We start from the raw sequence: 20064 nt of genomic DNA, 5'->3' as shown, positions 1-20064 counted from the left end.
TTTTACCATGTATGGGTATTTATTATTAATTTTTCAAATTTATTAAAAAATTAAGGTATTTATTATCAATATATTAGCTGATTCAAACGGTTGTTTGTGAACGGAGGTGTTGGCTAAGACAGTAGTTGTTGCAACTGACGCGTTACCCCAGCGACGTCCAATCCACAATCTGTCAGCTGTTCTGCTTGCGAGCCATGCGCCACATAATAATCTGGAATACCAATATTGCAAATTGCTGGACGGCTCGTTTTAAAGGCGGCAGACGCGTTTAATAGATATTCATTTACCGCACTGCCCGCCCCGCCCATAATCATATGCTCTTCTAAAGTTGCGATATGAGTCACACCTTGCATCAATAAGCGCTCGATTAAGCTGCTATCTAAAGGCTTGACCCAACGCATATTCACGACGTGTATCTGACATTCTGTTTTTAAAATATCGTCTTTGATAACAATTTCAGCCGCTTGCTGAGCGGTTGCAACCATCGTCCCAAACGCTAAAATGGCGAGTTTAATAGGCGCAGTATCCACACCCAATACTGACTCTACAACGGCTTGCCCAATTTTATAATTCTGGAACGGTCGTTGAATCATGGCACCTGTACCCGTACCGCGAGGGTAACGTACTGCGGTGCTGCCTTGGTATTCATAGCAAGTATTTAGCAATTGGTAACATTCGTTTTCATCTTTTGGCGCGGCAATCAGCATATTCGGAATACAGCGTAAAAACGCGTAATCAAATACCCCAGCATGGGTCGCGCCATCTTCACCAACCAATCCTGCACGGTCAATAGCAAACATCACATCTAGATTTTGTAGCGCCACATCATGAATCAGCTGGTCGTAACCACGCTGTAAAAAGGTCGAATAAATAGCGACAATCGGTTTAACCCCTTGCGTTGCCATACCAGCAGCAAGCGTCACCGCGTGCTGTTCGGCAATTGCTACATCAAAAAAGCGCTCAGGGAACTGGCGGGCAAACTCAATCATGCCCGAGCCTTCTTCCATTGCCGGCGTAATAGCAAGCAACTTATCATCCTGTGCCGCTTTGTCGCATAAAAATTGCCCAAACACTTGCGAGTATTTTAAAGAAGGGGCAGCTTTTGGTTGGGTAGCAAGTTGGATATCAATAGCTTCATGACTAGCCACTGTACTGTCAGCAGTAGCCGTGTCATCGGCAGGTAACTTACTAATAGCATGATATCCAACAGGATCGGCTTCTGCTGGCGCGAACCCCTTACCTTTAGTAGTATAAATATGTACCAAAACTGGACCATGAACTTGCTTGGCAAGTGACAATACCCGCAACAGCTCAGGAATATTATGTCCATCAAAAGGACCAAAATAAGTAAAACCAACGGCTTTAAATAAATTATCTTCTAACTGTGGCACATAACGCTGCGCGCTGTGGCGCTTACGTCGATCAAAATCTTGCATCATTGGACGCTGGCGCAATACGGGTGCACCTGATTCCGAGATATCAACCTGATAACCCGACTCCCACAGCATGGCTAAATGCCGTGAAAACCCACCAATTGAGCAGGATATCGACATATCATTATCATTTAAAATCACTAGCAAGTCAGCGTCTTGTTGCACCGCATCGTTCATGGCTTCAAACGCCATGCCACCAGTCATCGCCCCATCACCAATCACACAGGCAACTGTCTGCGCCCGTCCTTGATAACGCAGCGCCAAACTCATCCCTAAACCTGCGGAAATAGCAGTCGATGAATGACCAACGCCAAAGGTATCGTAAACGGATTCTGCACGTTCAGGAAAAGCGGTGAGACCGTCTTTTGCGCGGATGGTATTTAGCTTATCTCGACGACCCGTCAGTACTTTATGCGCATAGGCTTGATGCCCCACATCCCAAACAATCTGGTCAAGTGGCGTGTCTAATAGATGATGTAGCACAATTGTCAGCTCGACCACACCTAAATTCGCACCAAAATGACCACCACTTTGACCCGCTGAATACAATAAAAATAAGCGCAGCTCGTCGGCTAAGGTAATTAGCTGTTCAGTCGTAAGCGATTTGAGATCGTCGGGTGTGTTAACAATATCTAGTAAGGGTGTAGTAGGACGTGTGCGTGGTATCTGCACGAATGTCTGTTGCAAGCCGGCTGGAAGTACAGCAGAATCGATGGCTGATGGCGCCGATGGCGCTGATGACTGTGAGGAATGAGTTGACTGCTGCATAAACCGTACAATACCTACCAATCTGCTGACAAGGGAAAGCCTCATCATATCCTAATGCGCCGATATCGTCTTGATATGGCATCATATAACACGCTACAACCTTCGCTTAGCCACCAAATTTGCAGCCCTTAACTCGTGATGTAGATATAACGCTATGCCTATTGCATCGCTGTTAATTATTAATATTATGCACTATTGTCGTGTAACTATATATCACAATAGTGACGACACAGTAATGTAGCGACAAAGACTTGTCACTGTATCTGTTAAAATAGTGTGGCATAATAACATTATTTTTTGACTATCGCTAAAATCATCGGTCGCAGTCTGTGCACTTTATGTGTTTTATAAACAAGCATTATAAATGGGCAATGTACTGTGGTCACCGAGACTATCATTACCCTATAAACTATCAGTACCCTATAAATGGTTCACACGATAAGAATAACAGCATAGCTATTATGCTATAAAATAGCTATCGCTATAACATACCCTCTACCGCCACGATAATCGGTCTATGCAGGACATTCATGTCATATCAATTTATTACCAGTGCCACATTACCGACTCGTCACGGCGAGTTTGATATTCATATGTTTGAAAATAAAGACGGTCAAGAGCATGTAATGCTCACCGTTGGGTTACCTGTCGTTGAGCCAAAGCTAACACAGGATATAACGGCTGATACGGTACTAAAAACCATAACAAATGGTGAGCAAACTAATAATACAGAAACGCCCATAGAAGCTAATAGTCCAGAAACTAAAACTCCAGAAAAATCAATTCCGCTGGTACGTATTCACTCCGAATGCTTAACAGGTGATGCGTTTAGCTCGCTTAAATGTGACTGTGGACCTCAGCTTAATGCAGCAATGCAAGCCATACAAGAAGCAGGTTGCGGTGCTATTTTATACCTACGTCAAGAAGGTCGCGGCATTGGATTGACCAATAAAATTCGGGCTTATGCCTTGCAAGATCAAGGGCATGATACCTTAGATGCCAACCTAATGTTAGGGTTTCCGGCGGATGCCCGTACTTACGAGATGTGTGGCGTTATGCTTGCCCATGTTGGCGTCACCGAGGTGCGTTTGATTACCAATAATCCGGATAAAGTGGCTTATTTAACGAAGCATGGTATTCGTGTCACCGAGCGCGTACCTTTATTGGTTGGCGTCAATGATATCAATGCCAGCTATTTGGCTACCAAGCGCGATCGTATGGGACATCTGTTCGATAAAGAGCTGTAAATAATGCTGTAAATAATAATAAAACCTCATCCATTCTGATAATAGATATTTTTATGAACATTGCTAATAAAAAACAGTCAACAACGACAGAAACCACCCCAACCGAGCAAGATATCGCGCGCGTACGGGCGTTTTTAGTCGATTTGCAAGCGCGTATTTGCCAAGCCTTAGCCGCGCAAGAAGCTGATGGTGGTGGCACGGCAACCTTTGTTCCTGATGATTGGGAACGCCCTGAAGGTGGCGGCGGACGTTCTTGTATTTTAGCCGATGGCGACGTTATCGAAAAAGCAGGCGTGATGTTCAGTCATATTCACGTGGATGACTTGCCTGCTTCTGCCACCGCGCGCCATCCGGATATCGCTGGACGCCGAGCACAAGCCATGGGCGTGTCGCTGGTGGTACACCCCAAAAATCCTAACGTACCGACCAGCCATGCCAATGTACGTTTGTTCGTTGCAGAAGCGGATAATAAAGACCCTATTTGGTGGTTCGGTGGCGGCTTTGATTTAACGCCTTTTTATCCAGTATTAGCTGACTGCAAGCACTGGCATCAAGTGTGTCACGACCTTTGTGCACCTTTTGGTGACACTGTTTATCCCGACTTTAAACAATGGTGTGATGAATATTTTCATTTGCGCCATCGTAATGAGCAACGCGGTATTGGCGGTCTATTTTATGATGACGTGAATACTGAAAGTCGTGGCTGGGACTTTGATACCTGTTTTGAGTTAATGCAAGCCGTTGGCAACGGCTATCTTGACGGTATCATTCCGATTTTTGAGCAGCGTAAAAACGAACCCTATACGGACGAGCAGCGCGAATTTCAACTGTATCGCCGTGGACGCTATGTGGAATATAACTTAGTTTATGACCGTGGCACGCTTTTTGGTTTACAAAGTAACGGGCGCATCGAATCCATTTTGGTAAGTATGCCACCCCTTGCCAGCTGGCATTATCGCTTTGAGCCTGCTGAAGGTACAGCCGAGTTTGAATTAACGGATTACTATTTAAAACCACAAGACTGGTTGACATTATAGTCTCGATTGGCATAATGATAGTCTCGATGTTAAGTAATAAAAACAAACATCTGTAAGATAATAAAGAAAGGTCAGCTGCTAATGCTGACCTTTCTTTATAGAAAAATGAATTTAGCGTAGCGAGCTATTTGTTTACTTATTTATTTTTTTATTATGCAATAATATATTTTGTCATGAGCATTGGTTTTACGACCTATATTCATAAAAAAGATAACTAATAGCCACTTACTTTTGAGCGCATAGTATTCTTATACGCCCATTGATAGCCAATTATAAAGGAGTCTTCATATGACACAGGTTCACACCAAACAAACACTAAAATCAATCTTCGGTATCACGCTGCTGACCGCCATCATAGGTCTAACGGCATGTACTAACCCTGACGTTAAAGCCCGTCAAGACATCATGAAAAACTATGGTGATGCGGCGAAAATGATGGGTGATATGGTCAAAGCACCAGATACTTTTGATATCGATGTCTTCAGAGAGCAAGCCGCGTTTTTAGACAAAGAATCTAAAACGCCTTGGAGTCACTTTGAAGATACCAAAGCCGTTGGTGAAGCTAAACCAGAAGTATGGAGTGATAATGCAGGTTTTATTAGCGCCTCAGAAGACTTCCAAAAAGCAGCAGCTGACTTGAATATGGTTGCTCAGAATTCAACGACACTTGCAGAAGTCAAACCGGCATTTGGTGCGGTGGGCAAAAGCTGTAAGTCTTGCCATGACGATTATCAAGTTAAAAAAGATGACTAATATCAGTACTTGAAGCTGTGTTTGTTATTAAGTCATATATTAAGAAAGCTGAAACCGTTAAGTATTAGAGAAATAAAAAAACCGCCATTTCTATATTGGAATGGCGGTTTTTTTATTTCTAATTTTTAAGTTTCTAATTTTTAAGCGTCCATATTTCTAACTATCTTTTTGACTATATTTCTAACTAAGGCTAAACGCTAACCCATCAAACCAGCTTGTACAATCTCAATCCAGTAGCCATCAACATCTTTAATAAAGGCGATATTTTTCATACTACCGTCTTCAGGACGTTTTTTAAAAGTGACATTATTCTCATCAAACCAAGTAACCGCCGCGTTTAGGTCTGGCACACTAAAGCAAATATGCCCAAAGCCTTGTGGCTGCTCATTACCATCATGATAGCTAAAGCCGTCTTGCGTCTCAGTGCCGTAATTATGGGTCAGCTCTAAAATACCGCGCTGACGAAAGGTATAAATCGCTAAGTCATCGCCCGCTGGCAAATTTTCACGCTCCTCATCAGTGAGCTTGGCGAGAAAATACAAATCAAATTCCATCTTTGGGAATTTCTTTATTGCGAGCAACGTCATACCCAATACACCGGTATAAAAAGCCAACGACTTTTCTGGGTCTTTTACCCGCAGCATGGTGTGATTAAAGGTAAAACCACTCGTCGCAGCAGCAATAGACTGCACGCCTGCCACCTGAATACTGCTCTCAGGTTGGACGATATATGAGGTTACATCAGAGGTAGATTCGGACATATAACAATACTCCAGATATAAAAGATATAAAAGATATAAAAATAGTGATAGTAAAATAAGATTAACGGTATATAAGATAAACCGCTATTAGGTTTCTAAAAAGCGTACTTTGCCCGTATCGATATCATATTCTGCACCAACAATGAGTAGCTGACCACTATTGGTTAATTCCTCTAGCGCCCGTGAGCTGTGCTTGAGCTGACTGACCGACATACGCACGTTGGCACGAATAGCACGATCGATTAAGGCATCGGTATCAACCTCTTTACCATTAGAAGTCGCCAGTTCGTGCAGGTTATAAACGCTTGGACGAATGCGATCAACGATAGATTGCAGATTTGGTGAGTAATTTTTTTCAGGGTCCATAAGCGTTTCTACACAAGCGGTCACCGCGCCGCAATGTGAGTGTCCAAGTACCACCACCAATTGCGTATCAAATTTTTCTGCCGCAAATTCGATTGAGCCAATTTGTGATGGCGCAACGATATTACCCGCCACGCGAATGACAAATAAATCACCCAAGCCTTGATCAAAAACAATCTCTACCGGAACACGCGCATCTGAGCAGCCCAAAATAATGGCTAGTGGATATTGGTCACTGGTCAGTTCAGGACGCCTTTTAGTCATGGGGTCAGGATTGGTCAGGCTGTCTACGTAGCGCTCATTGCCTTGTTTCAAAAGTGCCAGTGCTTCTTGACCTGTTCTTGGGCGAGTGTCTTCGGTCATGGGATATCCTTCTTTATAGTTTTGATTGATAGTGCTGATTAATAGTACTGAGTAGTCCGGTATTGGCAAAATATAAGCGGAGATATTTTTCGATTATAAAATGATTGTATAGCATTCAGCATGGAAACTTGATAAAAAATTTGATGCTAATGCAGCATTTTTAGGCTGATTGATGTTAGCAATCACATAACAATCATGTGCTTCTGATACTACAATATATTACGGATGCAAAAAGTATCATCCACGTAACGGTTTATGAATGCGCCTTAATTTGCGCAGCTGATTTGTTATAATGGATAGCATTAAGCTTGCCATTAAGATTGTCCTTACCTTTCTCACAATGCAGCTTACCTTTATTAAAATACACTTTTTATAAAATACCTGTCCTCAATAGCGATATAACAACGCTACTGAGTTTTTGGTATTTTAGGAATTTATCCCATGACTGACTCGCCTGCCCCGCTACAAACGCCCTCCGAAACTTCAAAAATAACCAATACCCATACCGTACCAGACGATGTGTTATTACAAATAACCCATCTTAAAAAAACGTACGATGACACGATAGTATTAAGCGATATCAATCTTAATATTAAGCACGGTGAATTTTTAACCTTACTGGGACCATCAGGCTGCGGTAAAACCACGTTATTACGTTTAATCGCAGGCTTTGAGCAACCCACGGCAGGCGCGATATATTTAGATGGCGTCCAAATGGCAGGACTGTCCGCTGATAAACGTCCTGTGAATACCGTGTTTCAGCAATATGCATTATTTCCGCATATGACGGTGGCGCAAAATGTCGCGTATGGTCTTAAACTTAAAAAAGTTCCGAAAGATGAGATTCAAACTCGCGTGCGCGAGATGTTGGCAATGGTACAGCTTGAGCATCTTGCCAATCGTCGCCCACAAGATTTATCGGGCGGTCAGCAGCAACGAGTCGCTATCGCGCGCGCTGTGATTAATCGCCCCAAATTGTTATTACTCGATGAACCTTTATCAGCGCTTGATTATAAATTGCGCCTGCAAATGCAATCGGAGCTGAAACGCTTACAGCGCGAGCTTGGCATTACTTTTGTTTTTGTCACCCACGACCAAGAAGAAGCACTGTCGATGTCAGACCGTATTGCGGTGATGAAAGATGGTAAGTTTCAGCAAATTGGTACACCGATTGAGATTTATGAAAATCCGGCAAATTTATTTACCGCCAAATTTATCGGTGAGACCAACCTGTTTAAAGCAGAAGTCAAAGGCATTTATCTCGACCAGCCTGACCGTGATGGCAAGGTGACTAACGGGCGCATTGAAGTTGCCGTCTGCGAAGCGCAAGAAACTCAGGCATCAGGAACGCCAGCAATCTTACGTAATTTACGCCGTCCAAAATTTGATAAAGCAGTTCAAGTCGGTGATATCGTTAATTTATTATTACGTCCTGAAGATTTGCGCATTTATGATGTTAATGACAGCACGCGCACGGGTCTGATTGGGCGCGTGATTGAGAGTAATTATAAAGGCAGCACCTTAGATTCTATTATCAAACTGGACAACGGACATATTATTAAAGCGTCTGAGTTTTTTGATGAAGAAGATCCCAGCTTTGATTATAAAATCAATGAGCCGGTAAAAGTCACTTGGGTTGATGGTTGGGAATGGGTATTGCCTAATGAAGAATCGCTAGCGCAGCATAAGGATAGCTTCTAATGGCGGGCTTTAATGCAAGCAATAAAAGTCCTTTTCGTACGGCAACCTTATGGCTCATATGGGGTTGGCTACTGATTTTTGCTTTATTGCCAAATATTTTAGTTATAGCGGTGAGTTTTTTAAGCCGCGATAGTAGTGCATTTATCAGCTTACCTGTCAGTATTGACAGCTACGTGCGCATGATAGACCCATTATATTTTGATGTATTTGTGCATTCCTTATGGATGGCAGGCATTACTACGGTGCTCTGTCTACTGCTCGGCTATCCGTTTGCATGGATTGTCTCGAAAGCCAAAGCACGTTGGCAGCCGCTGTTAATGATGATGCTCATTTTACCATTTTGGACGAACTCTTTAGTGCGTACGTATGCGCTAAAACTGCTATTTGCCAATAATGGCTTGATTAATAAAGCGCTACTGGCAGTCGGCATGATTGATGCGCCGATTGATATTTTATACACGCAAGGCGCAGTCATTGCAGGCTTAACGTATTTGTTATTCCCGTTTATGGTATTGCCGTTATATGCCGTCTTTACTGATTTACGCAATGATATGCTTTTAGCATCGCAAGATTTGGGCGCAACAAAAACACAGACTTTTTGGCATGTAATCTTGCCATTGACCACACCGGGGATTATCTCAGGTGTGCTGTTAGTCTTATTGCCGGCAATGGGTATGTTTTACGTTGCTGATATTTTAGGCGGTTCACGTAATCTCTTGGTCGGTAATATCATCAAAAACCAATTCTTAGATGCACGTGATTGGCCATTTGGCGCGGCAGCAAGTGTCCTGTTAACGCTGGCAATGGCAGTATTGTTACTTGCCTATCGCGCCAGTAGCCGCCGGATTGGCAAAACCGATTTTAATGAGGTGGCATAATGTCCAATCGTTCAATAGACCGCGCATCATTGGCTGAACAAGCGCCTAAAAAGCGAACATTTAAAATAGCAAGTGCTGGCAGCATCGCCGCTAAAAGTTATCTTGGGCTAATTTACACCTTACTCTATCTGCCTATTATCGTCTTGGTCGTCATGTCCTTTAACAAGTCTAAAATTGGCTATAACTGGGGCGGATTTAGCTTAAAGTGGTACGAATCATTATTTAATAACCAAGCCATGCTCGATGCATTTTGGCATTCTATTGTTTTAGGGTTAGTTGCAGCAACGGTTTCGACCTTGATTGGCACATTAACAGCATTGGCATTACATCGCTACAATTTTCGCGGTAAAGGTTTATTAAACGGGCTGTTATTCGTTTTGATGATGTCGCCTGAGATTGTGTTGGCAATATCGTTACTCGCGCTCTTTTTACTTATTGGGCTACAATTGGGCTTTGTGTCGTTATTACTCGCGCACATTACCTTTTGCTTACCATTTGTGGTAATTACTGTCTTTGCGCGCTTAAGTAGTTTGGATGAGCGCTTGATGGAAGCGGCGCGAGATTTGGGCGCGAGTGAATCCACGATGGTACGCACGGTTTTAATTCCGGTCATCTTGCCTGCAGTATTGGCAGGTTGGCTGTTGGCGTTTACTTTATCCCTTGATGATGTGGTGGTTTCGACCTTTATGACGGGTCCAAGCTATGAGATTTTGCCGCTGCGCATTTACTCGATGGTGCGGGTGGGACTAAAGCCTGAGGTCAATGCGATTGGTACGTTATTGCTTGCTGCCTCGTTGATATTGGTTATTATCTCGCAGTTGTTGTTGCGTCGACGCTAGTGTTTTATTGAGTTATTACCAAGCTTTGAGTGAAAAACATCTTCATATTACTTATAATGAATTTTATTCACCTTTATTTTTTTAAATTGAGTGGTTAGGTCATTTTATGCTAGAGCTTCGTCACCTTAATACCTTAACCGCGCTGCGGGCGCAGGGCTCACTTGCTGCCGCTGCCGATGAGCTGCACGTCACAGCTTCTGCAGTATCACATCAGTTGAAAGAGCTAGAGAGTTACTACGATATCCGTTTGGTCAATCGTCGTACGCGTCCACTCACTTTCACCCCAGCTGGCAAGACCGTATTGGCGCTCGCGGACAGTATCATGCCGCAAGTGAGCCGCACTAAAGCCAATCTAAAACGCTTGGCGCACGGGCAAGCGGGACGATTACGCTTAGCATCAGAATGTCACAGCTGTTTTGATTGGTTGATGCCGATACTGAATCAGTATCGTCGCGAATGGTCAGATGTGGAGCTGGACTTTGCCACAGGTTTTGAGCCGGAACCGCATCATTTATTGCTAGAAGGCGATATTGATTTACTGATTACCACCAGTAATTTACCGATTGACGGGCTCAGCTATCAGCCCTTATTTGAGTATGAAAGTCGTTTGGTACTGTCACCGATGCACGATTTGGCTGAACGAGCTTTTATAACACCGGAAGACTTAATTTCTGAAACTCTTATCGCTTATCCGGTTGAAGCCAAGCGTCTTGATATTATCGCCAACTTTATGACTCCAGCGCAGGTTACTTTTAAGCAAATCCGTACGACAGAATTGACTGCCATGCTAATTCAGTTGGTTGCTAGTGAGCGTGGCGTTGCTGCTTTACCTGATTGGGTGGTAAGCGATTATGAGAAAAAAGGCTGGGTCGTATCGCGTCCGCTCGGCGACGGTGTGCATTGTCAGCTGTATGCCGCTATTCGTACGTCCAGTCAGGATACGGCTTATATGCAGGGCTTTGCCAGTTTATTAGAAGGGATTGTGAAGCCGTTGTAGTAACGGCTCGTCTATTGCTAAATTTCAGACCATCAATAACTATAGAATCAGCTTAAAAAAGTAAAACCCAAGCGCGGTTGCCAATAAAGTCAAACCAACATGCAGCCCAATCAAACCCAATCCTGCCAATAATTTACCGGCACTGATAAAAGTAAATACTTCTGCGCTAAAGGTACTAAAAGTAGTCAGCCCGCCTAAAAATCCGGTGATAACAAACAGGCGAATATTGGGCGACAGACCGTGTCCCACGCGCTCAAACCACACTAGCGCTAGCCCGATTAATAAACCGCCCAACACATTAGCGCCAAGCGTGCCCAGCGGTATCCAGTGATGCAGCGGATTAAAACGTGCCAGCCAACCGCGCAAACATGCACCGAATGCCGCTCCTAAACCAATCGCGAGCCATTGCATGGTTTTATCCTTTTTTAATAACGCTCAGTAATCAGTGTGAATAAATGGGCAAGAATAAAAAATATTCATTAAACCGCGGGCAATTCTGTCATTGACCAACGTGGTACACAGCTCACTGCCAAGTCATCGGATTGTCCCGCTTGCAAACGCTCGTAACCGGCATAGGCAATCATCGCCCCATTATCAGTACATAACGCAGGCGGTGCATAATGAACGGTGGCATTTATTTTCGCCAATTCCGTTTCAAGAGTTTCACGCAAATGACGGTTGGCACTGACCCCACCCGCAATCACCAAACGATTCATACCTACTTGCTTTAATGCTTTGGTAGACTTTCTCACTAAGGTATCAACCATCGCATGCTGAAAACTGGCGGCAATATCAGCGCGGACTTGCGCATTACTATCAGCGCCATTTCCTGAACCATCGGTGTCTTTAATCAAATTATGCACGGCAGTTTTCATACCACTAAAAGAAAAGTCCAAACCACGATGCAACATCGGGCGTGGTAAATCATAGGCGTTTGGATTGCCCGATTCAGCTAATTTGGCAATATTAGGACCACCCGGATATTCTAAGCCCAGCATTTTTGCCGCCTTATCAAAGCACTCGCCAGCGGCATCATCGATAGATTCGCCCAATATTTCATACTGCCCCACACCTTTTGCCGCAATCAGTTGCGTATGACCACCGGACACCAATAACGAGACAAAAGGAAATGCGGGTGGATTAGCGCCCATTAATGGCGCGAGCAAATGCCCTTCCATATGGTGAATACCGATTGCTGGAATTCCTAATCCATAAGCCAAGCTGCGCCCGAATAATGCGCCCGTCATTAATGCGCCAATCAAGCCAGGACCTTTGGTATAGGCGATGGCATCAATATCATTTTTATTGATACCACATTGCTCTAATAACTCATGAAATAACGGCACTAATTTACGGATATGGTCGCGACTGGCAAGCTCAGGCACCACGCCACCATAGAGCGCATGCAGTTCTATTTGTGAATACAGCACTTGTCCGAGCAAACCGTTATTGTCACTGTCTATCAGCTCACTATCAAAAATCGCCAAGCCCGTTTCATCACACGAGGTTTCTAAACCCAATACTTTCATGCACTCACCTTCATAAATCATCTTTATAAAAAAACCGCCATTGCAAAACACAATGACGGTTATTTTAACAAATTTCAATAGGCTGCATTGCAGTCACTGCTATTTCAGTTACTGATACTTCAACGACTTGTATTTCAATAGCGGCTGCTTCAACGACTGCAACACTGACTGCTATTAGCTAGCAGCTGCAATCATGTAATCAACCGCTGCGTGTACTTTTGCTTCACTAACTTCAGCACTGGCTTGTGCTGGCATTTGGTTAAAGCCTTTAGCTGAGTGCATATGTAGCATATCTTTACCTTTAGCAATACGCGGTGCCCATGCTTCTTTATCACCAAATTTAGGTGCATTTAGCAAGCCAGCTGCATGACAAACTGAACACTGAGCATTATAAAGCTCTTCACCAGCATTGGCTGCCAATTCTTCAGGTTCAGCGGCTTCTTCTGCCTTTTCTGCAGGAGCAGCCTCTTCTGCAGGTGCTGCTTCGACAGCAGGCGCTTCAGCAACTGGTGCTTCTTCTGCTACAGGCTCGACGACTTCAACAACTGGTGTTTCTTCTACAACAGGTTCTTCTGCTGCTTTCTTGTCGCCGCTACACGCACTTAGAGCTAGCATGGCGCTTAGACCTAATACTGACCAGGTTAATTTGCCCGCTACGTTTAGCGATTTTTTATTCATAAGTGATTGAGTGATACTCATGTTCATTCCTTTGCCGGTTGGGTTAAGTGAGCTATTTTTTTGGTGCTGCTTTTTTTATTCCATGCTTACATGACGTCATCAATGCTATCTGCTATTGACTTACTGTGGGATTAACAGCTGCCGTAGAGACAGCCGTATTTTTCTTGATACCATTACTTTATGAATGGATAGTTTAACGATAATTAACTTAATAGTAGCTAGTTTACTAACAAATGTTTTAATAATAAAAACTCTCGTAAACACACTACTATTCATTCTGATTAACTGGAAGCGGCGACCATGTAGTCAACTGCTGCATGGATTTGATCTTCAGTGACACCATTGGCTTCCTGCGCAGGCATTTGATTAAAACCTTTTGCCGCATGCAAATATAAGGTGTCTTTACCCTTCGCAATACGCGGTGCCCAAGCGGTGGCATCACCATATTTTGGCGCATTTAACAAGCCAGCGGCATGACAAGCCATACACTGGGTATTGTAAAGTTGCTCGCCCGCATTGCCAGCAGCCGCTACAGGCACAGCCGCCGCAGTAGCTGTCTCTGCAGTTGCAGCGTCTGCACTAGCAGGTGCTGCCGCAGCCGCAGTTGCTACAGGCGGTGTTGCTTCAAATGCCATATCTTCAGCTTTAGGACCATTTTTAATAGCAAGCTCAGCGGCAGCATCGACACGATCGACCGCCATCACTTCACCTGACTTTGTGGCTGCTTCTTTATCATTGCTACAGGCACTAACGCTGACGCCAAGCGTAACCGCAAACACTGTCCCTATAATGGTACGTAGCGACGTGCTTAATACTGTTTTCTTCATCCCAATATCCTTAATAAAACTGACAAAAAAGCGTAAAAATGCTGACTGATATGACAAGGAAATGATAATAGCATAAACTGAAAGCAAACCGTTATAGATAGTCAGGGTTTTTATCAGTTATTTATTAACCATTTATCCCTACTTATCAATGATATATGCGTTATTAAGTACAAAAACATACTTCTATAGCTACCTTAATAACAAGCAAAAATAGAGGACAATACGCAGTGAATATTTTAAATAACACGAGCGGTATACACTAAAGACTTTGACTTTACTGGCTTTTTTTATTAGAATAATCGCCCTTGTGCTCATTGCGCAAGATTATCCTAATTTGAGCTGATGCCTGTAATCTTGAGATATTACGGCTAACTACTAATATACAGCCAAATTAATGCCTTTATATCTCATCCTCATAAGGAGTCTTCATGCCTGCAGTTAAGGTTAAAGAAAACGAACCAGTTGACATTGCTATCCGCCGTTTTAAACGTGCTTGTGAAAAAGCTGGTGTATTATCAGACGTGCGTAAGCGTGAGTTTTATGAAAAACCAACGCAAGTACGTAAGCGTAAGAAAGCTGCTGCTGTGAAACGTTATAAGAAAAAATTACAACGCGAAACTATCCGCACCACGCGTATGTACTAATAGTTAAGTACTAAGATTGATTTAGATACTTATATTGGTTATACCAGCGCCACTGCTATCGATTGATATCAGTGGCGTTTTTTGTGCTACACTTTTTATTATGATATTTTTATGAGCATTGATTTTTAATCATATAAGGAAGAATAACGATCATGAACCCACTTAAACAGAGTCTAGCAGACGATATTATCACTTCGATGAAAGCCCACAATATCGAGCGCGTTAAAGTGCTGCGTAATGTGCAAGCGGTCATTAAGCAAATCGAGATTGATCGCCAAACGGTACTCGATGATGCTGACGTCTTAGAAGTGCTACAAAAACAGCTCAAGCAGCGTCATGAGTCCTTGACGATTTTTACTGAAAATAACCGTGATGATTTAGCGGTTAAAGAACAGTTTGAGATTGATATTATTAATGAGTTCATGCCAAAGCAGATGGATGATGCTGAGCTTGCCGCTTTAGTGAATGCTGAAATTGCGGCACAAGGTGCAACGTCAATGCGTGATATGGGCGGCGTGATGGGCGTGTTAAAAACTAAAACCGCTGGTCGTGCTGACCCCGCAATCATCTCTAAATTAGTCAGACAGGCGTTGCAAGGTTAAGTTTTTATGTATCGTTAAAATAATTAGAATAATGAAAATAACCGCCTAAGGCTTATAGTCTTTGGCGGTTTTTACGTTTTTGATTTCCTGCTTAATATTTGCTAAGAGCGGACGGGCACTACTGCCTTGTTCAGCAGTTGGCATTTTCTCAGTCAATTGCTGAGCTTGGGTCAAGGAGGTCAGCGCGGCATCATAGCGCCCATTCCATAATTGGTCTTGGCTGCGATAGCGCAGCCCATTGATGGTAGCAATACGTGCCAGCTGCGCTGAGGACGAGGTTTTGGCAATTTTTTCATTGGCTAACTGTAGACTTTGCCATGCATAGCGGTCACTTGGCTGCTGCTGGGTCAGTGGTTTTAGTAGCGTTTGTGCTTCGGTGGGCTGGTTATTATTGGTGAATGCCTCTGCTAAATATAGGCGTAAATCACGACGCTCAGGATACAGGCGCTGTTGCGGCGCAAGCACGTCCACCGCTTGTTGCCATTTGTTTTGTTCACTCAATACTTGGCTATAGGTAATCGATAATAATGGCTCTAATGCTTGGCGCTTATCATTTGGCAAGGCATCTAATTGGGTCATAATAGTATTCGCCTCAGCGAACTGTTGCTGCTGTCCGTACCAATACATTAAGGCAACTTTTGCTCCGATACTGTTCTTCGCCGCGGTGGTCAGTACGGTTTTTGAGACATGCTTACCAGTTACTTGTACCCGCCAATATAGCAAATCAAATAACGCTTGATGACGCTGCTGTTGGGTCAGTGATAATGTCGGATAACGCTGGGCGCGACTTTGGGCTTCGGTTAAACGCTCATTACTCAAAGGATGCGAGCGCACAAAGCTGGGTAAAAATCTATTTTCGACTTGATTGAGTTGGCTTTGTTGATTCATCGTTGCAAAAAATCGGGGCATCGCTCGTGGATCATAGCCTGCTTGGTTCATTATCTGCATCCCCAAACGATCGGCTTCACGCTCATTACTACGACTAAATGCCATGCTACTATTCATCGCCGCCGTCTGACTGCCCATCAGTACCGCTGCGGCGGCATCGCCACCACCATCTGCTGCTGAAGCAGCAATCGCTGCTAGCATGCCGCCAAGTTGTATTAATAAGGCTTGGCGACGCTCCTCTGCCCCATGTTCATAATGGCGCTGACTGATGTGTGCGACTTCATGCGCCACTACGCTTGCCAACTCATCCATGCTACTTGCGGCAAGAATAGTGCCGGTATTGATACCGATGACCCCACCCGGTGCGGCAAAAGCGTTAATACTAGGATGATCAATAAGAACCACTCCAAGAGGCGCTTGCTGACGGGCTTGCGCATTGAGTCGCCACGTCATATCTTTGACCGTTTCTTGTACCCAAGGGTCGTGCTCCATTTTTGCTTGACCATTAATCTTTTGTAGTGACCACTCCCCGATGAGTTTATTTTGATACTGATCCGCGAAGCTTAGCCCTTGTCCTTGCAAACTTGGTAGCGCCAAATCTTCTATTAATGGCTGTCGCCACGAGCCATAATTCGCACTGGTATCGGCGCTTGTCACATTTGCATTTGCCATTGAAAGAACGGCATGACTGGACTGACTGAAACTACTAAATCCACCAACGACAGCGCTTAGAAAAAACCATCCAGCATAGCGCCGCGCCTGCTCTTTTACGCTTGAGTGCATCACGACACTATTTATTACGACACTCTGATACCTCGTAGAACAATTAAAATGGTTCACGTGCTTATCCTTTGCTAAGGGTCAACTCATTATTTTCGATAATACGAGCTTGGCAGCATGAGGTCAATTCTACCGTCAGCGTAACTACCAATCTCCAAGCAAGGTGTCATCTTTGCGCAACATTGAATCACTCATTAAGCTACTGGTTAAGCAATCATAAATTTTATACGCGCAGGGCTATGCTGATAACTTGGACTAATAAGGATGGCAACAGCATCATTAATAATTTTAATCATGGTGTTGATAACCATACTATCAATCGACCACAATGGCTCAGCATTGATTTGTTATAATAACCAATCAATGCTATTTCTGAGCTATGTTAAAAATGGCGATGTTAACGACTACAAACAGAATGTTAGGGTTTCATTATGTCCACTGACCATCAATCGACCACCACTTTGAGTGCCCCTTATCATATCCGTTTGGCTCAGACATTATCTGAAGCAGCGCAAACGACTATCGCCTCTTTACTCACCCTATTGCCAGCCGACTGTATTGATGACGTTCAGATTGATGCTAAAATCGTGGCTGAAAAATCTACGCAGTCTATCTCTACAATAGTAATTAAAAACATGGTGGACGGTCGCGGATTGGCGTGCCCGATGCCGTTACTAAAAACCAAGGTAGCACTGCGCAACGTTGATGTTGGCGAGTCACTGTATGTGGTCGCAACCGACCCCAACTCGCAAGCCGATATCAGGGCATTTTGTCAGCAGACTCAGCAAATGCTTGCGCCAAATACATTGTTGCTGGTGCTGAATCAAACCACCAGCGGCTTACCTAATGACAGCGCCTCGGCTTGTACATCCGATACAATATTTCACTTCATCATTACCAAAACCGATAGTAACTAAGCCACACTATCCTTTACAATTAAGACAATAAGATTTTTCATTTATGCTTTGTTTATTTATCCTATTTTAATCAAGGTCAAGAATATGGCTACTAACTTAACAAGAACGCAAAATAGCGACAGCCCTATTGCTGAAACAAACCCCGCCCGCGACGCCGCGTTGAAGGCAGCAGCAGAGCGTCCGCCGTATGATGCGGCGGCTTATGAAAGTACCAGTACCCGTGATTTAGTCCCTGCCATGCCCACGCATCTGTCTGCACCGGGGGTAAATGTGGGTGCATATATCAATACCGTGCATCAAATCCCTATTTTGACCCCAGTCCAAGAGCAAGAGCTGGCGCATCGTTATTATGACGAGGGCGATGTTGAAGCTGCACGTTTACTGGTGATGTCGCATCTACGCTTTGTGATTCATATTGCCCGTAGCTATTCGGGCTATGGTTTACCACAAGCGGATTTGATTCAAGAAGGGAATTTGGGCTTAATGAAAGCGGTCAAACGCTTTGACCCCAATAAAGGCGTACGCTTGGTATCTTTTGCAGTGCATTGGATTAAAGCAGAAATTCATGAATTTGTGATTCGTAACTGGCGCATTGTCAAAGTGGCGACCACCAAAGCCCATCGTAAATTATTTTTTAATTTGCGTAGCCTAAAAAAAACCAACAATCAGCTGACCTTAGAAGAAGCGGATGCCATCGCCCAAGACTTAAATGTCACACGTAAGCAAGTGTTAGAGATGGAATCGCGCCTGACTTCTTATGATGCGTCATTTGAGACCCAATCTAGCGATGATGATGACGGTCGTTATGCCCCGCAGCTATTTTTAGAGGACGGTTTTGACCCTGCCGAGATGGTAGAAGAAGCCGACTGGGAAGAAAACAACTCTTCCGCCCTCATAGCGGCAATGGATACCCTAGATGAGCGCTCGCGTGATATCGTTGAGCAGCGTTGGTTGTCCGAGCAAAAATCTACCTTGCACGAGCTTGCCGCGGTCTACTCGATTTCTGCAGAACGGGTACGTCAAATCGAGAAAAATGCCATGGATAAAATTCGTGAAGCCATGACCATTGAGAGTGTTATTTTGCCAGATGATATTCAGTAGCTTAATTCATCGCTAAGTATCTATATTTGATAGCTGATAATCGTTGGCGGAATGGTAAAAAAATAAAGGGTTAATAATGGTCAACTGGATAGCTATTGCAGCAATTAATCTTGCCATTGCAGTGGCATTAGGGGCATTTGGTGCGCATGGCATTAAGAGCATGGTGAATGCGCAGCAGCTAGAATGGTGGCATACGGCAACGCTTTATCTCTTTATTCATGCATTAGGGTTATTGTTGGTGGGTGTATTAATTCGTCTTAATATCGCTACTCAAACCACTGCATGGCTATTACAGATTGGCGTCATTATCTTTGCGGGTAGTTTATTTGCGATGACACTTGGCGCACCGCGTTGGTTTGGTGCGATTACCCCGATTGGCGGCGTACTGATGATTGCGGGCTGGGTATGGCTGGCAGTGACGGCTTTTCGCTTGGGTCATACAGCAAACTAAAATATCAAGTAACTCATTGATACCTCTGATCTGATATTTTCAATAAAAAATAACGACAATAATTAAGGAGTACCTATTATGAGTCTTATTAGTGTGAATGGAAAAACGTTACAGACAACGCATCAGACTGTGCAACTGGTGGTCAACGAGCTAGGCTTAAGTAGCGGACGTTATGCCGTTGAAGTGAATGGAGAACTGGTTCCTAAAAGTGAGCTTGGACAACTGCTTATCGTTGAAGGCATGGTTATTGAAGTCGTACAGGCAGTGGGCGGTGGTTAACGATTTATTTTTTTAAGATGCATTTTTCAGCATTCATTTAGCAAAAAAGACCGCAAACCTATAATAGGTTTACGGTCTTTTTTTATTCATATTTACGGTTAATACACTTTTACTGATAACGCTCACTTATCGTTATATTTAACTTATCACGATATTTCATAACTTAATAGTAATGGCTGGCTTAGTAGGATATTGCTTATGTATTTATTATACTTATCATAAGTTATT

Annotated in this window: 21 protein-coding genes; 13 read left to right on the top strand and 8 right to left on the bottom strand. The window is 43.7% G+C overall.

Annotated elements, in window-relative coordinates; all coding sequences use genetic code 11:
• Nucleotides 1–113: 113 nt before the first annotated feature.
• A complete protein-coding gene (gene dxs / locus AOC03_RS07685; protein ID WP_062534789.1) occupies nucleotides 114–2201 on the bottom strand; it encodes a 1-deoxy-D-xylulose-5-phosphate synthase in 2088 nt (695 codons plus the stop codon).
• Between the two features lie 530 nt (nucleotides 2202–2731).
• On the opposite strand from dxs, the gene ribA reads away from it, so the two are divergent.
• The 3 genes from ribA (at nucleotide 2732) to AOC03_RS07670 (ending at nucleotide 5238) form a co-directional block, all read left to right on the top strand.
• Entirely contained in the window at nucleotides 2732–3448 is a 717-nt protein-coding gene (gene ribA, locus AOC03_RS07680; protein ID WP_062534787.1) for a GTP cyclohydrolase II, read from the top strand.
• A 53-nt stretch (nucleotides 3449–3501) separates the two neighbouring features.
• A complete protein-coding gene (hemF, locus tag AOC03_RS07675; RefSeq protein ID WP_062534785.1) occupies nucleotides 3502–4485 on the top strand; it encodes an oxygen-dependent coproporphyrinogen oxidase in 984 nt (327 codons plus the stop codon).
• Nucleotides 4486–4773: 288 nt separating this feature from the next.
• Nucleotides 4774–5238, top strand: a complete 465-nt coding sequence (locus tag AOC03_RS07670) for a c-type cytochrome (RefSeq protein ID WP_062534783.1) — start codon at nucleotides 4774–4776, stop codon at nucleotides 5236–5238.
• Nucleotides 5239–5435: 197 nt separating this feature from the next.
• Here the strand turns inward: AOC03_RS07670 and gloA are convergent, their stop codons facing one another.
• Entirely contained in the window at nucleotides 5436–5999 is a 564-nt protein-coding gene (gene gloA, locus AOC03_RS07665) for a lactoylglutathione lyase (protein ID WP_062534780.1), read from the bottom strand.
• A gap of 87 nt (nucleotides 6000–6086) precedes the next feature.
• Nucleotides 6087–6725, bottom strand: coding sequence for a carbonic anhydrase (locus AOC03_RS07660; RefSeq protein ID WP_062534778.1), 639 nt, complete (start codon nucleotides 6723–6725; stop codon nucleotides 6087–6089).
• Nucleotides 6726–7166: 441 nt separating this feature from the next.
• Between AOC03_RS07660 and potA the strand changes: the two genes are divergently transcribed.
• The 4 genes from potA to AOC03_RS07640 all read left to right on the top strand — a co-directional run bounded on the left by potA (nucleotide 7167) and on the right by AOC03_RS07640 (nucleotide 11140).
• Nucleotides 7167–8426, top strand: coding sequence for a spermidine/putrescine ABC transporter ATP-binding protein PotA (potA, locus tag AOC03_RS07655; protein ID WP_062534776.1), 1260 nt, complete (start codon nucleotides 7167–7169; stop codon nucleotides 8424–8426).
• Nucleotides 8426–9304 carry a spermidine/putrescine ABC transporter permease PotB gene (potB, locus tag AOC03_RS07650; RefSeq protein WP_062534774.1) on the top strand — a complete coding sequence of 293 codons (879 nt, stop codon included), beginning with the start codon at nucleotides 8426–8428 and terminating at the stop codon, nucleotides 9302–9304. The genes potA and potB overlap by 1 nt, the downstream gene beginning before the upstream one ends.
• Nucleotides 9304–10143: a spermidine/putrescine ABC transporter permease PotC gene (potC, locus tag AOC03_RS07645; protein WP_084785805.1), complete on the top strand. Its 840-nt coding sequence runs from the start codon at nucleotides 9304–9306 to the stop codon at nucleotides 10141–10143. Before potB ends, potC begins: the two co-directional genes overlap by 1 nt.
• A 106-nt stretch (nucleotides 10144–10249) precedes the next feature.
• Nucleotides 10250–11140 (top strand): LysR family transcriptional regulator, encoded by an 891-nt coding sequence (locus AOC03_RS07640; RefSeq protein WP_062534772.1) that lies wholly within the window; start codon nucleotides 10250–10252, stop codon nucleotides 11138–11140.
• Nucleotides 11141–11179: 39 nt separating this feature from the next.
• On the opposite strand, the gene AOC03_RS07635 is transcribed toward AOC03_RS07640, so the two are convergent.
• The 4 genes from AOC03_RS07635 to AOC03_RS07620 form a co-directional block, all read right to left on the bottom strand.
• Nucleotides 11180–11551, bottom strand: a complete 372-nt coding sequence (locus AOC03_RS07635; protein ID WP_062534770.1) for a CrcB family protein — start codon at nucleotides 11549–11551, stop codon at nucleotides 11180–11182.
• Between the two features lie 68 nt (nucleotides 11552–11619).
• The gene (gene tsaD / locus AOC03_RS07630; protein WP_062534768.1) at nucleotides 11620–12669 is read right to left on the bottom strand and encodes a tRNA (adenosine(37)-N6)-threonylcarbamoyltransferase complex transferase subunit TsaD; all 1050 of its coding nucleotides are present in this window, start codon (nucleotides 12667–12669) and stop codon (nucleotides 11620–11622) included.
• A 174-nt stretch (nucleotides 12670–12843) separates the two neighbouring features.
• Complete coding sequence (locus AOC03_RS07625; RefSeq protein ID WP_062534766.1) at nucleotides 12844–13368, bottom strand: c-type cytochrome; 525 nt, start codon at nucleotides 13366–13368, stop codon at nucleotides 12844–12846.
• 260 nt (nucleotides 13369–13628) lie between these two features.
• The gene (locus tag AOC03_RS07620; protein ID WP_062534763.1) at nucleotides 13629–14174 is read right to left on the bottom strand and encodes a c-type cytochrome; all 546 of its coding nucleotides are present in this window, start codon (nucleotides 14172–14174) and stop codon (nucleotides 13629–13631) included.
• Between the two features lie 428 nt (nucleotides 14175–14602).
• Here AOC03_RS07620 and rpsU point away from each other — a divergent pair, with 428 nt between their 5' ends.
• Nucleotides 14603–14818, top strand: coding sequence for a 30S ribosomal protein S21 (gene rpsU / locus AOC03_RS07615; RefSeq protein WP_010195908.1), 216 nt, complete (start codon nucleotides 14603–14605; stop codon nucleotides 14816–14818).
• 152 nt (nucleotides 14819–14970) lie between these two features.
• Nucleotides 14971–15420, top strand: coding sequence for a GatB/YqeY domain-containing protein (locus AOC03_RS07610; RefSeq protein ID WP_062534759.1), 450 nt, complete (start codon nucleotides 14971–14973; stop codon nucleotides 15418–15420).
• 45 nt (nucleotides 15421–15465) lie between these two features.
• Here AOC03_RS07610 and AOC03_RS07605 read toward each other — a convergent pair whose 3' ends face one another.
• The gene (locus tag AOC03_RS07605; protein WP_084785804.1) at nucleotides 15466–17091 is read right to left on the bottom strand and encodes a M48 family metalloprotease; all 1626 of its coding nucleotides are present in this window, start codon (nucleotides 17089–17091) and stop codon (nucleotides 15466–15468) included.
• Nucleotides 17092–17519: 428 nt separating this feature from the next.
• On the opposite strand from AOC03_RS07605, the gene AOC03_RS07600 reads away from it, so the two are divergent.
• The 4 genes from AOC03_RS07600 to thiS all read left to right on the top strand — a co-directional run bounded on the left by AOC03_RS07600 (nucleotide 17520) and on the right by thiS (nucleotide 19836).
• Nucleotides 17520–18005, top strand: a complete 486-nt coding sequence (locus AOC03_RS07600; protein ID WP_062534757.1) for a sulfurtransferase TusA family protein — start codon at nucleotides 17520–17522, stop codon at nucleotides 18003–18005.
• 237 nt (nucleotides 18006–18242) lie between these two features.
• Nucleotides 18243–19106, top strand: coding sequence for an RNA polymerase sigma factor RpoH (rpoH, locus tag AOC03_RS07595; protein ID WP_157049348.1), 864 nt, complete (start codon nucleotides 18243–18245; stop codon nucleotides 19104–19106).
• A gap of 76 nt (nucleotides 19107–19182) precedes the next feature.
• Nucleotides 19183–19557 carry a DUF423 domain-containing protein gene (locus AOC03_RS07590; RefSeq protein WP_062534753.1) on the top strand — a complete coding sequence of 125 codons (375 nt, stop codon included), beginning with the start codon at nucleotides 19183–19185 and terminating at the stop codon, nucleotides 19555–19557.
• Nucleotides 19558–19635: 78 nt separating this feature from the next.
• Nucleotides 19636–19836 (top strand): sulfur carrier protein ThiS, encoded by a 201-nt coding sequence (thiS, locus tag AOC03_RS07585; RefSeq protein ID WP_062534751.1) that lies wholly within the window; start codon nucleotides 19636–19638, stop codon nucleotides 19834–19836.
• Nucleotides 19837–20064: the final 228 nt, after the last annotated feature.

It is taken from the genome of Psychrobacter urativorans, assembly GCF_001298525.1.
GTDB classification, from domain to species: domain Bacteria; phylum Pseudomonadota; class Gammaproteobacteria; order Pseudomonadales; family Moraxellaceae; genus Psychrobacter; species Psychrobacter urativorans_A.
The sequence above is the reverse complement of the archived record's forward strand: the minus strand, read 5'-3'. Positions and strand labels throughout refer to the sequence as shown.